We start from the raw sequence: 12,806 nt of genomic DNA on the forward strand, positions 1-12,806 counted from the left end.
CCGGAAACGCGTCACACGCGGCATTATTGCGGCCCCCGATCGGAACCCGCGCAAGCTGTGCTGGCGAAGAAGCGCGCTATCTCGCACTGAGCCGAGATTTCGCCGTCGGAACCGTGCACCAGGTTCTCGGTGGGCGACAGCCCGAAATCGCCGCGAATCGTTCCCGGCGAGGCGTGCGCCGGATTGGTTGCTCCCATCAGCGTCCGCACGACGGCAAATGTGTCATCACCGGCGCCTTGCGGCGCTTCGAGGACCATGACGACCGATGGCGACCTCGTGATGAAGTCAAGCAGAGGCTCGTAGAACGACTTGCCGACGTGCTCCGCATAATGCTCTGCAGCGGTCGCACGATCGATCGTCCGATGCTGCAGTGCAGTGATCGTGAGGCCCTTGCGCTCGAAGCGGCCGACAATCTCGCCGACGAGACCGCGCTCCACGGCGTCGGGTTTGCAAATCACGAGCGTCTGCCGCATTGCTGTCTCCCGGTTCGTCATGGCTGCAGATGGCGCCGGGCCAAGGGACCAGGCGGTTGGTGTCGGTGTGGCTTCGGGCGGAGTTCGTCGGTAGCTGGGCGAAGCGGCGGCTCGCCATCGCTGGGGCGCGGCATAGACGCCGATTCGGCGCGACGGTTGTCGGGACAACCAGGACGTGGTATGTCCACCGCGCGGTCCGAGGTTAGTGCGACCGCGCAGCCAGAAGTCGTCGTACCTCAGCAGCGAGGTAGAGCGAGCCGGTCACGACAACGATGCCGCCGGTGCCCGCCCGATCCTGAGCGATCTGCGTTGCTGTCGGTACATCGGATGCCGGGATGATCTTCGGTGCCGATACACCTCGGCCGGCCGTTGCAGCGACCGCTTTCACAGCATCAGCAACTTCCGATGCAGGCATTGCGCGCGGCCACGTCGCAGCCACCGTCACCACTGCGTCGAATGAACCCAAGTCCAGGGCCTCGCAGAACGCTCCCGGATCGTGGGGCCGGTTGGCCCCGATCACGAGCACAGCTTCGCTACCGTCGCTTCGCGGCATCACGTCCGACGTCACGCCACCTCCGACGGCCACCGAGAGCGCCTCCGCGAGCGTCTCACGCAAGGCGACGGCGCCTGCGGGATTATGTGCCCCGTCGATGACGACCGTCGGCTGATGCTTGACGATCTCGAAGCGGGCTGGCAGACAAACGTCACCGAGTGCCGCCGAGACCAACTCATCATCGAGAGATCGGCCGAAGAACGCCTCGACGGCGGTGAGTGCAGTCGCAACATTGACAGCTTGGTGCGCGCCGTGCAGTGGTACGAAGATGTCGCGATGCTCGCCGAACGGTGTCCGCAAGCTGACGACTTGTCCGCCGACGGCGACGCGACGATCGACGACGTCCCACTCGTCGCCACGGCGCCATAGGTCGGCACCGGCTTCGGTGGCCGCAGCGGCCACGATGCCGGTGAGTGCGGGCGCTGTCTCACCGCAGACGGCGATCGCCCCGGCTGAGATAATCGCTGCTTTCTCCGCGGCGACATCGGCGAGCGTCGGGCCGATGATCTCGAGATGGTCCGCCCCGACGTTGGTGATCACCGCCACAGCGGCGTCCACAACGTTCGTGGCATCCCAACGGCCGCCCATGCCCACTTCGATCACATTGACGTGCGCCACCGAGGCGAACCAATTGTACGCGGCAGCAGCCATCACCTCGAAATAGTTGGGGCGCTCACCCACACGCTCTACGGCCAGCGGCTCGAAGACCGCGATCTCGCTGATAGCCGCAGTGAAGTCATCGTCGCTGAGCGGCTCGTTGGCGACCATGATCCGATCGTTGACGCGCTCGATGTGGGGCGACGTGTAGCTGCCCGCCGCGAGGCCGCACGCGCCGAGCAGCGCCACGGCACAGCGAGCCGTGCTCCCCTTGCCATTGGTGCCCGTGATGTGAATCGCCGGAACGCTGTCCTGTGGGTCGCCCAGCACACCCATGAGCGTCCACATTCGATCCAGCGTGGGCGCGTCCACGCCGGCCGACCCCAGCAGACGCTCAAGGTCGATGTGGGAATCGAGCCAGTCGAGAGCAGCCTCGTAGTCCCCCAGCGGTTCAGACACCGCAGGCGCTCAGGAGGCGCGGCGTGACGGGGACGATGTGCTGCGAGGGACCAAGGTGGGGTTCACCTTGTCCATGACGACACCACGATCCACGATGCACCGGGCCACGTCGGTGCGGCTCGGCAAGTCGTACATCAACCCCAGCAGGACTTCCTCCAAGATCGCGCGAAGCCCCCGCGCACCGGTGTTTCGCAGCATGGCCTGGTTGACGATGGCATCGAGTGCGTCGTCGGTGAACTCGAGTTCGACATCGTCGAGCTCGAACATCCGGCGGTATTGACGAATCAAGGCGTTCTTGGGCTCGGTGAGAATGCGTCGCAGTGCGTCAGGGCCCAGCGGGTCGACCACGCCGACGACCGGAAGCCGGCCGATGAACTCGGGGATCAAACCGAAGTGGCGCAGGTCTTCGGGCAGCACCTCGGGCAGGACGTCGAGCGGCGGCTTGGACGCTGCGCTCCGCAACGTCGCACCGAAGCCCACACCTCGCTCGCCGAGTCGATCAGCAATGATTCTCTCGAGTCCGTCGAATGCGCCGCCGCAGATGAACAGCACGTTGCTGGTGTCGATCTGCAGGAACTCCTGATGCGGATGCTTGCGTCCACCCTGCGGTGGCACCGATGCCACCGTTCCTTCCAGAATCTTCAACAACGCCTGCTGGACACCCTCGCCCGACACGTCACGGGTGATTGAAGCGTTCTCGGCCTTGCGGGCAATCTTGTCGATCTCGTCGATGTAGACGATCCCCGTCTCGGCCCGCTTCACGTCAAAGTCAGCTGCCTGCAGGAGCTTGAGGAGGATGTTCTCGACGTCCTCTCCCACGTAACCGGCTTCGGTCAGCGCGGTCGCGTCCGCAATGGCGAACGGCACGTTGAGCAGCCGGGCGAGCGTCTGCGCCATCATCGTCTTGCCGCAGCCGGTCGGGCCAATCAGCAGGATGTTCGACTTGGCGATCTCGACATCGTCGTCCGCGCCGGGTCCGACAGGCTCGAGCCGCATCCGCTTGTAGTGGTTATAGACAGCCACCGACAGGATCGTCTTGGTCCGGTCCTGATCGATGATGTAGTCATCGAGGAACGCAAAGATCTCGCGCGGCTTGGGGACGGCTTCGAACGGCGTTTCCGCTGAGGTCTCGACTTCGTCGTCAATGATCTCGTTGCACAGGTCGATGCACTCGTCGCAGATGTACACGCCAGGGCCCGCAATCAACTTGCGCACCTGCTTTTGGGACTTGCCGCAGAAGGAGCACTTGAGGAGCTCGCCGCCTTCGCCGAACTTCGCCACGCTGCACCTCCCCTCAGCTGTTGCCGGTCACATCGTTTTGCCCTGCGTGTTGTGCCGTGTGTACAGGGTCGCACACGACCACCCCGACCGCGCGCTCACGCGTCTCGCCAAGAATGGCACAGAGCACTCCGCGGAGTGCGGTCCGGTTATGTGACCCGTCAGCGGGGAGCCAAAAGGACGCGCCGGTAGGCTCTGCGCTTCGTGAAGACGACGTTGACGCCGCTGGATCCAGCGGATTTCATCGGTCCCGCGCCGATCTCTGAAGAACTTCCCGGTCTCGATGACCTCGACGATTCGTCGATGTCCGAGACTGTCGGCGACGCCAGCGGCCCCCCGGACGCCGCCAGCGGCAACGACACTGACAACGGCGACGACACCGATGCCACCGATTTCGACGGCGCGACCGAACGCGTCATCGGGCCCCGGGTCAAGCTGACCGTGGAAGTGGACGCCGAAGCCTTCGATGCCGACATCGACGCTGCATTTCGCAAACTGGCGCGCGAAGTTCGAATTCCCGGTTTTCGGCCAGGACGTGCACCACGCCGGGTGCTCGAGTCGCACTTCGGCGCGGATGTCGGACGCGCCCAGGCGCTCGAGGATGCTGTCCCGCGCTACTACGCACAAGCGGTCCGCGACAACGGCGTCGACGTCGTCAACCAGCCCGAACTCGAGCTGACACATGACGGCAGCGAGGGAACGGTGGCCTTCACCGCAACCGTGGAGATCCGACCGACCGTTGCAGTCATGGGATACGAAACGCGGCAGATCGAGATCCCGTCGCCCGAGCCCTCAGACACCGACGTGAACGCTCGGATCGACGAGACACGCCGCCAATTCGCCGACATTTCTGCCGTCGACCGACCTGCCGAGACCGGCGACCGCGTGAGCATCGACATCGAGGGTTCCGTCGACGGCGAGACTTTGCCGGGACTCTCCGCGCAGGACTACCTCTACGAGTTGGGCAGTGGCGGCATTGTCGAAGCTGTCGACGACGAGTTGCTTGGAGCGGATGCGGGCAGTGAGCTGTCGTTCAGCGCGCCGCATCCGGTGCAGCCCGACATGGAGATCGACTTCGAGATCACGGTGAATGCCGTCTCAGAACTCGTCCTGCCCGAATTGACCGACGATTGGGTCGACGAGAACACCGAGCACGACACCGTTGACGAGCTACGCGCCGCAACCGTGCGGCAGCTGAGCTTCGGACGCATCATGCAGGCAAACATGGTGCTGCGCGACGAAATCCAGAAGCAGCTGGCAGCGCTCGTCGAAGGTCCGGTGCCCGACGCCATGGTCAGCGGAGCAATCGCCGACCGCATGACCGAGTTGGGCAGCGGGCTTCAGCAGCGCGACATGACAATCGAAGGCTGGCTGGAAGCGACCGGTCAGGAGCCTGGCGAGTTCATCACCGAGCTGCGCGATGACGCCGAGCGGGGCGTCCGATTGGACCTCGCTCTGCGCGCTGTCGCAGAGGCCGAGAACATCGAGGCCGACGAAACCGAAATCGACGCCGAGCTGGAGCGCATGGCAGAAAGCGACAGCCGCAGTGCATCGCAGCTGCGGGCTGCGATGGAAGACGTGGACGGGTTGGCGCAGCTTCGCTCCGCCATTCGCAAGGGCAAGGCCCTGCAGTGGGCAATTGATGCCGCCACGCTCATAGATCCCGACGGGGCGTCCATTGAGCGCTCTGCACTCGTGCTGCCCGGACTCGACACCGAGCCGGATGAAGCTGGCACACACAGTGAAGGGGCAGCCGCCGCTGGTAGAGAAGAACCAGCGTCAGGCGACCAGGACCCAGAGAACCCAGCAACAGAGGACAAATCGTGACTTCCGAGTTTCCCGCCACGGCGGGTCAATCCGGCGACGATGCAGAACGGCACCGCGCTACCAACTACCTCGTGCCCACCGTTGTGGAGCAGACCAATCGGGGTGAGCGGGCCTACGACCTGTATTCCCGACTGCTGAAGGAGAACATCATCTTCTTGGGCACGCCCATCGATGACGTCATCGCAAACTTGGTGTGCGCCCAGATGATCCACCTTGAGTCGGAGAATCCCGACAAGGACATCAATATCTACATCAACTCACCCGGCGGGGACCTCAGTTCGCTGTTCGCGATCTACGACACGAGCCAGTACATCCGCAACGACATCACGACGATCTGCTTGGGTCAGGCAGCCTCAGCTGCTGCCGTTCTGCTGGCGGCCGGCACGCCGGGCAAGCGCATGGCGCTGCCCAACGCCCGGATCCTGCTTCATCAGCCCTACGGCCAGGCGATTGGTCAGGCCACCGACATCGAGCTTGCCGCTCGGGAGATCGACCGTATGCGCGAACGCCTCGAGCGGATCATCGCCCATCACACCGGGCAGGATCTCGAGCGCATCCATTCCGACACTGACCGCGACTTCATCATGGATGCAGAGGCGGCGAAGGACTACGGCATCATCGACGAGGTGATCGCCAGCCGATCCGCCCTCGAAGACGGTCCGATCCGCGCCGCGTAGGGCGCTCGCCCGGCGCTGAGGTTCTGGCGAGCGGACGACGGGAATCGCTCAGTACCCCGCAGCACACCGTGTGCTGCCAGCATCATCAGCTTGGAAGGCTGAGGTTCTGGCGAGCGGACGACGGGAATCGCTCAGTACCCCGCAGCACACCGTGTGCTGCCTGCATCATCAGCTTGGAAGGCTGAGGTTCTGGCGAGCGGACGACGGGAATCGAACCCGCATCATCAGCTTGGAAGGCTGAGGTTCTGGCCGTTGAACTACGTCCGCGAGGAGCGCCGAGGGTAGCGGCGCGCGCCGAACTGGCATGTACGGCTACTTGTCGAGGTTGAAGGGCAGCGGCGTCGTCGTGGCCCTGCGGTCGATGCTGTCGACGGTCACTGTCAGGGACGTGCTCGGCTCGTACCAGGGCGGATTCAGCAGTGCCAGGCCGATATTGGTGTCGAACTTCGGCGAGCGGACGAGTGCGCGTAACGTGCCGACGGGGTGACCGTCGGGGCTCTGCACCGTGTGTGGCGACCGCATCGGCGACGGTGGGTCGCCACTGACGACGAGCCCGACGAGGCGTCGCTGGGTGTCCGATGCCCGCCGAGCCGCCAGTGCGGCTTTGCCGATGAAGTCGTGGCCGGCTTGATCGCCATCATCGTCGTCCAAGCTCACGAAATGGCTGATCCCGGCCTCATCCGGATCTGTCTCGGGATCGGTGTCGCCGCCGAACGACAGCAGGAAGTTCTCGATGCGCTCCGCGTTGTTGGGAGCGCCCACGGCGAGCCCAAAGGGTCGGCCTGCTTCCCAGAGCAAGTCCCAGAGTTCTTCTCCCCGAGAGCCGTCCATCAAGAACAGCTCGAAACCGTCTTGGCCGGACCACCCCGAACGAGACACAATCATGGGGATGCCGTCATGAACGTGGTTCGCGAAGCGGAAGAAGCGCAGGTCGCGCACCCAGTCTCCGAGAGCTGCCGCGACGACATCGGCGGCGCGGGGGCCTTGGATCGCAAGCGGCCAGACGTCCGGCTCGGTCACCACGACGTCGAATCCGCCTTCGCCCGCAACCGCCCGTGCCCACAGCAGCACGTCGCTGTCCGCTGTCGAGAGCCAGAACGTCGCCTCATCGATGCGCAGCGCCATCGGGTCATTGACGAGGCGACCCTCGTGGTCACACATCGGCGCATAGCGGGCCGCTCCGACCTCGAGATCCCGCAGGTCCCGGGCGCAGAGATACGTGACCAACCGGTGCGCATCCGGTCCGGCGATCTGCACTTGGCGTTCGCAGCCGACATCCCAGATCGCTGCGGCTTCGGTCAGCGCCCGGTAATCCGCAGCAGGATCATCTGTGCTGATCGGCAGCACCGTGTGGTTGTAGACCATCGCCTTGGTCATGCCCGCTGCGACAGCGCGTTCAGTGAACGGTGTGGTCCTGGTCCGGGGGCCGACGATCAGCTCCACCTCGAGCTCCAGTGCAACGAACCGGGCTCGCGACTGGCAACCAGCTAGCGGCCGAACGCGTGCAGGTGCCCCGCGTCGCGGAGTGCTTCGAAGAACTCCGGTTCGTAGGCGGATTCGGGGTCGGCACGCACGTTGTTGTCAATGACATGCGCGTCGTCACCGACCAGAATGCGCCACTGGCCAGTCAGCACTCCGTCCAGGATGATCTGGGCAGCCTGAGCAGCCGTCGTCGGGGCATCGTCGCGGAATCGCGTATTGCGGTCGACAACCAGCACCTCGATCTGATCATCGCTGAGTGCATCCAGCGGGACGCCTCGGGCGGCCATCGTCTTGCGCAGCAGCGGCACGTCCATGCCGTGAGCTTCGGTGCTGTTCAGCGCGATCGAGGTGCCGATGTGACCGGGCATGACGACGTGGGCGCTGACGTGCGGCGCATGCACGGCGAGATCTACCTTGAGCGCTTCGGTGAATCCCTTCACCGCGAACTTCGCCGCGCAATAGGAGGTATGGGGAAAGCCCGGTCCGACGGTCGCCCAGAAACCATTGATGCTGCTGGTGTTGACCATCGCTCCCGCGTCTGAGCGCACGAGCAGGTCCATGAACGCACGAGCGCAGTTCAGTACGCCGTGCCAGCACACGTCGAAGGTCTTGTCCCACGCTTCGCGCTGGTCGTCGATCACGAAGCTGCCGCCGCCGCCGATGCCGGCGTTGTTGAACAGCAAGTTGATGTGGTCGGTCTCGTGCGCAACTGCCACTTCGGCGGCAAACGCTGCCACGGCATCGGCATCGGTGACATCGCACTGGTGCGTGGTGATGCGCACGCCGCTCGCTGCCTGGGAGCCTGCCAGGTCGGCTGCCTGGGCCAGCGTCTCGGTATTGAGATCACAGGCCGCAACGCGCGCGCCTGCTGCTGCGAGCTGGCACACCAGCTCGCGCCCCATCCCGGTGCCGCCGCCGGTGACGACGGCAATACGTCCCGCGAATTCAGTGACCGCCATGGGTCGCTCCCCTGTGCTGATTCGGGGGCGGCAGGTGCCGCCCGACTCCCCGTGCGAGGCCGCAGTCTGGCAGCGCGACGGCGGTCGCGCGCCGAGCCGGCGTGTCAGGTGCACGATCAGCCTTCCGGCGGACCGCCCGCGAACATCACGGCAGGTGGTATGAGCACCTCGGCACCGGTGCGCGGCTAGCGGCCGAACGCCTGCAGGTGGCCCGCGTTGCGCAGCCGCTCGAAGAACTCCAGTTCGTACGCCGACTCAGGATCGGCGCGCACTGCATTGTCGATGGCGTGCGCGTCATCGCCGACCAGGATGCGCCAATCGCTCGCAAGGACTCCCGCCAAGATGATCTGGGCGGCCTCGGCAGCTGTCGTCGGGGCATCGTCTCGGAAGCGCGTGTAGAGGTCGAGGACCAATGCCTCAACCTCGGTGTCGCTGGACTGATCGAGCGCCACCCCCCGGGCCGCCACGGTCTTGCGCAACACCGGCGCATCGAGACCGTGAGCGAAAACGCTGTTCAGATCGATCAACGTGCCGATGTGGCCAGGCATCACTACGTGGGCGCTGACGTGGGGCGCGTGCAGCGCGAGATCCACCATGAGCGCCTCGGTGAAGCCCTTTACGGCGAACTTCGCCGCGCAGTACGACGTGTCCGTCAAGCCTGGACCGAGCGTCGGCCAGACGGCCATGATGCTGCTGGTGTTCACCATCGCTGCCGCATCTGAGCGGACGAGCAGGTTCATGAAGGCGCGAGCGCAGTTTAGTACGCCGTTCCAGCACACCTCGAAGGTCTTGTCCCACGCAGCTCGTTGATCATCGATCACGAAGCTGCCGCCGTGGCCGATGCCGGCGTTGTTGAACAGCAAGTTGATGTGGTCAGTGTCGTGTTGTGCTGCGACCTCGGCCGCGAATGTTGCCACGGCATCTGCGTCGGTGACATCGCACAGGTGCGTGGTGATGCGCACGCCGCTTGCGGCCCGCGACGTGGCCAGCTCGGCGGCCTGCTGCAGCGTCTCATCATTGAGATCGCACGCCGCTACGTGTGCACCTGCCGCTGCGAGCTGGCACACCAGCTCGCGGCCCATGCCGTTGCCGCCGCCGGTGACCACGGCAATACGTCGCGCGAGTTCAGTGACGCCCATGGGTCAGCCTTCCGGCGGGCCGCCCGCGAACATCTCGGCGGCTGCGGCTTCCATTTCCTCGGGGCTCACGTCTCGCATATGGGTGGCGATCGACCAGTTGTGACCGAACGGGTCGCGGACGCCGAACGCGGCCGTGTACCACTCGATGGCATCGGCGGCACCGCCGGGCGAACCATCGGTGCGGGCACCGATGGTCATGTACGGCACGACAAAGGGCCGGTCGGCGGGAATTGGTTGCACATCGCTCATGGCAGCGGACTTTATCGACGGCATGGCGAGGCAGACTGAGGGAGCAAGACTCAACGGCCCGGGGCCGGCGCACCGTAGCGATTTCCAGCACCGGTGCGGTAGAGCCGTCCTGCAAGGAGGATCTTCAATGAGGCAGATCGACCACTGGATCGGCGGGCAACGTACACAGGGCTCACCGAAGACGACGTTCGAGGTGACCGACCCGGTCACGGGAACCGTCATCGCAGAGGTGCCTATGGCATCAGCGGCCGACGTGGAAGCAGTCGTGGGCGCGGCGCGCGCAGCGTCGGACACCTGGCGGGAGGCTTCGATCTCGTCGCGTGCTGCGATCATGTTCGCGTTCCGCGAACTGCTCGAGGAGCACCGCCTCGAGTTGGCCGAGATGGTTTCGGCCGAGCACGGCAAGGTGCGAGCCGACGCCCTCGGCGAGATTCGGCGAGGGATCGAGGTGGTGGAGTTCGCCTGCGGCGCCGGCCAGTTGCTCAAGGGCGAGCGCACTGACGACATCAGCACCGAGCATGACGCCTACACCGTCCGCCAGCCGGTCGGCGTGGTGGCGGGCATCACGCCGTTCAACTTCCCCGCGATGGTGCCGATGTGGATGTTCCCGGTGGCTATCGCCTGCGGCAACGCGTTCATCCTGAAGCCGTCCGAAAAGGACCCTTCGGTCGGGGTTCGCATCGGCGAGCTGTTCGCCGAAGCCGGGCTCCCCGACGGCGTGTTCAACGTGCTGCATGGCGACGCCGATGCGGTGAACGGGTTGTGCGAGCACCCTGGGGTTGACGCCGTGAGCTTTGTTGGCTCTACGCCGATCGCCCGGCACGTGCACCGTACTGCGTCGATGTCCGGCAAGAGAGTGCAGGCGCTCGGCGGTGCCAAGAACCACATGATCGTGTTGCCCGATGCCGTCATCGGCCAGGCCGCTGACGCCGCCGTGTCGGCGGGTTACGGCTCTGCGGGCGAGCGCTGCATGGCCATCTCGGTGGTCGTGGCGGTGGGGGCAATCGCCGACGATTTGTCTGAGGCGATTTGCGAGCGGATCGACGCGCTACGCATCGGCCCCGGGCTAGGTGCCGAGGCCGTCGACATGGGCCCGCTCGTCACCGCAGAGCACCGTGATCGCGTGCTCAGCTACATCGACTTGGGCGAATCCGAAGGCGCAGTCCTGGTACGTGACGGCCGTGGCCTCGTGGTGGACGGCCACCCGAACGGCTACTGGGTCGGGCCCACCTTGCTCGACGAGGTCACCACCGAAATGAAGGTGTACGAGGACGAGATCTTCGGACCGGTGCTGTGTGTGGTGCGCGTGGAGTCATTCGAAGAAGCGATGGAGCTCATCGAAAACAACCAATACGGCAACGGCGTGGCGCTGTTCACTCGTGACGGCGGTGCGGCCCGGCGGTTCCGGCGCGAAGCCCCGGTTGGGATGATCGGTGTCAACGTGGCCATTCCGGTGCCGATGGCGTACCACTCGTTCGGTGGCTGGAAGGATTCGCTGTTCGGCGACCACCACATGCACGGACCCGAAGGCATCCGCTTCTACACAAGGCTCAAAGCGGTCACCGAGCACTGGCCCGACCCAGCCGATCGCGGCGTCGATCTGGGGTTCCCGACGGCTCGCTGAGGGAGCAGTGCCCGCTATCGCCCATAGCCATATCGCGGCCATATTGCTCTATTTTTCCGAGTATTTTTGCTCAAAATTTCCGAGTATGCTCGCGGCATGGACCGGAGTCCGTTTCCGCATCACGGACCGTTGCGACCCGAGCAGGTGACAGGCCGCGAGAGCCTCGCTGTCGATCTCGCCCAGCGAATCGCGGATCGGCGGTTGACCGCGTTGGTGGGGCCGCGACGTTTCGGCAAGACAAGCCTGCTCAAGCGCGTCGCGGCCGACTTGGCTGCCATCGGCCCACAACCTGTGTGGATCGACCTCTACCAGCTCACGTCGATGGCCGACTTCGCCGCGGCGGTCGACCGCGGTCTCGCGTCCGTCGCCGGTCCCGTACGCCGAGCGCTCGACTCCATCGCTGCCACGGTGGCGCTGCGCATCGGAGTGCTAGGCGTCGAGCTCACTCGCAGCCCCAAGTATCGTCCGGACCCAGTGTTGTCGTTGCGCAACCTGCTCGGAGTGCTCACCTCAGCAGCGCAGCGTCACGACCTGTTCGTCGTATTCGACGAGTTCTCAGGCATCGCCAACATCCAAGGAGGCGCGGGGGTGCTGCGGACCGAGCTGCAGCATCACTTCCAGTCGCTCGGCATCGTCTTCGCTGGCTCGGAACCCTCAACGATGCAAGCGCTGTTCGGCGAGCAGACCCAGCCCTTCTTCGCTCAAGCCGACCTCGTGGAAATCGGACCGCTCAGCGACGCCGCCGTCGGCCACATCGTCGAAGACGGCTTCGAGACCACGCAGCGGCACACCGGAGGAATCACCAGCCGGATCGTTGCGTTCGCCGCCGGGCACCCCCAACGTGCCATGCAACTCGCAGATGCCCTCTGGAGACGTGTCGAGCCGGGCGAGACGGCCGATATGCCGGCATGGGAGGCGGCACTCGCCGAGGTGCGCACCAACGTCGACGCAGCCTCCGAACGTATCTTCAGCCTGCTGCCAACCGGCCAGCAAAAGACGCTGCGAGCCATCGCTGCGGGCGGCAGTATCTACGGCGCCGCTGCGTCGGCACTTGAGCTTCCCCCCGGCAGCGCCCAAGACGCCGCCGAGAAACTGATCGGCAACGGCATCGTGCGCCGCGCCCAAGAGCGACTCGAAGTCATCGACCCGCTCCTCGCCGACTGGCTCCGCCGCCGCTTTCCTATCTGACGCCCGGCGCCGTTTCGCGGGTCTGCGCATCCAAGCAGGGACGATCCGTGCAGTGGTATCTCGTGTCAAGTCTGTTGCCCGGTTTCGAGCTGGGCGGCACTGAGGTTGGCTATTTCGAGGTGGAATTCGAGGGGGCGGTGCCGTGCCTGGTGCGGGGGGACTCGTTCGAAGGGGCAATGGAGCTCATCGAGAACAACCAGTTCGGCAACGGTGTGGCGCTGTTCACCCGAGACGGCGGGATGGCCCGTCACTCGGCCGGATTGCACGAACATCGTGACTTCGGTGCCATCGACTAGGAAAT

Annotated in this window: 12 protein-coding genes and 2 tRNA genes; 5 read left to right on the plus strand and 9 right to left on the minus strand. The window is 65.1% G+C overall.

Annotated elements, in window-relative coordinates; translation table 11 throughout:
• Positions 1 to 23 precede the first annotated feature (23 nt).
• The 3 genes from ndk to clpX all read right to left on the minus strand — a co-directional run bounded on the left by ndk (position 24) and on the right by clpX (position 3,363).
• Positions 24 to 473: a nucleoside-diphosphate kinase gene (gene ndk, locus ACQY5K_RS05775; RefSeq protein ID WP_428120904.1), complete on the minus strand. Its 450-nt coding sequence runs from the start codon at positions 471 to 473 to the stop codon at positions 24 to 26.
• A gap of 202 nt (positions 474 to 675) precedes the next feature.
• Positions 676 to 2,082 (minus strand): bifunctional folylpolyglutamate synthase/dihydrofolate synthase, encoded by a 1,407-nt coding sequence (locus tag ACQY5K_RS05780; protein WP_428120906.1) that lies wholly within the window; start codon positions 2,080 to 2,082, stop codon positions 676 to 678.
• A 9-nt stretch (positions 2,083 to 2,091) separates the two neighbouring features.
• Positions 2,092 to 3,363: an ATP-dependent Clp protease ATP-binding subunit ClpX gene (gene clpX, locus ACQY5K_RS05785; RefSeq protein ID WP_428120908.1), complete on the minus strand. Its 1,272-nt coding sequence runs from the start codon at positions 3,361 to 3,363 to the stop codon at positions 2,092 to 2,094.
• A gap of 201 nt (positions 3,364 to 3,564) precedes the next feature.
• On the opposite strand from clpX, the gene tig reads away from it, so the two are divergent.
• Both tig and ACQY5K_RS05795 read left to right on the plus strand, forming a co-directional pair.
• Positions 3,565 to 5,187, plus strand: coding sequence for a trigger factor (gene tig, locus ACQY5K_RS05790; protein ID WP_428120911.1), 1,623 nt, complete (start codon positions 3,565 to 3,567; stop codon positions 5,185 to 5,187).
• A complete protein-coding gene (locus ACQY5K_RS05795; RefSeq protein ID WP_419922787.1) occupies positions 5,184 to 5,864 on the plus strand; it encodes an ATP-dependent Clp protease proteolytic subunit in 681 nt (226 codons plus the stop codon). The genes tig and ACQY5K_RS05795 overlap by 4 nt, the downstream gene beginning before the upstream one ends.
• A gap of 24 nt (positions 5,865 to 5,888) precedes the next feature.
• Here the strand turns inward: ACQY5K_RS05795 and ACQY5K_RS05800 are convergent.
• From ACQY5K_RS05800 to ACQY5K_RS05825, 6 genes are all read right to left on the minus strand, one after another.
• Positions 5,889 to 5,997, minus strand: a tRNA-Gly gene (locus ACQY5K_RS05800).
• A 62-nt stretch (positions 5,998 to 6,059) separates the two neighbouring features.
• Positions 6,060 to 6,131: transfer RNA gene (locus ACQY5K_RS05805), tRNA-Gly, on the minus strand.
• Between the two features lie 45 nt (positions 6,132 to 6,176).
• Positions 6,177 to 7,307, minus strand: a complete 1,131-nt coding sequence (locus tag ACQY5K_RS05810; protein WP_428120914.1) for a glycine cleavage T C-terminal barrel domain-containing protein — start codon at positions 7,305 to 7,307, stop codon at positions 6,177 to 6,179.
• Positions 7,308 to 7,351: 44 nt separating this feature from the next.
• Positions 7,352 to 8,305, minus strand: a complete 954-nt coding sequence (locus ACQY5K_RS05815) for an SDR family NAD(P)-dependent oxidoreductase (protein WP_428120916.1) — start codon at positions 8,303 to 8,305, stop codon at positions 7,352 to 7,354.
• Between the two features lie 185 nt (positions 8,306 to 8,490).
• Entirely contained in the window at positions 8,491 to 9,444 is a 954-nt protein-coding gene (locus ACQY5K_RS05820; RefSeq protein ID WP_428120919.1) for an SDR family NAD(P)-dependent oxidoreductase, read from the minus strand.
• Between the two features lie 3 nt (positions 9,445 to 9,447).
• Positions 9,448 to 9,693 (minus strand): hypothetical protein, encoded by a 246-nt coding sequence (locus ACQY5K_RS05825; RefSeq protein WP_428120921.1) that lies wholly within the window; start codon positions 9,691 to 9,693, stop codon positions 9,448 to 9,450.
• Between the two features lie 127 nt (positions 9,694 to 9,820).
• Here ACQY5K_RS05825 and ACQY5K_RS05830 point away from each other — a divergent pair, with 127 nt between their 5' ends.
• The 3 genes from ACQY5K_RS05830 (at position 9,821) to ACQY5K_RS05840 (ending at position 12,801) form a co-directional block, all read left to right on the plus strand.
• Positions 9,821 to 11,317, plus strand: coding sequence for a CoA-acylating methylmalonate-semialdehyde dehydrogenase (locus tag ACQY5K_RS05830; protein WP_428120924.1), 1,497 nt, complete (start codon positions 9,821 to 9,823; stop codon positions 11,315 to 11,317).
• 96 nt (positions 11,318 to 11,413) lie between these two features.
• Positions 11,414 to 12,505, plus strand: coding sequence for an AAA family ATPase (locus tag ACQY5K_RS05835; RefSeq protein ID WP_428120926.1), 1,092 nt, complete (start codon positions 11,414 to 11,416; stop codon positions 12,503 to 12,505).
• 62 nt (positions 12,506 to 12,567) lie between these two features.
• Entirely contained in the window at positions 12,568 to 12,801 is a 234-nt protein-coding gene (locus tag ACQY5K_RS05840) for a hypothetical protein (protein ID WP_428120928.1), read from the plus strand.
• Positions 12,802 to 12,806: the final 5 nt, after the last annotated feature.

Source organism: Candidatus Poriferisodalis sp., from assembly GCF_965262965.1.
Lineage (GTDB): Bacteria > Actinomycetota > Acidimicrobiia > Acidimicrobiales > Poriferisodalaceae > Poriferisodalis.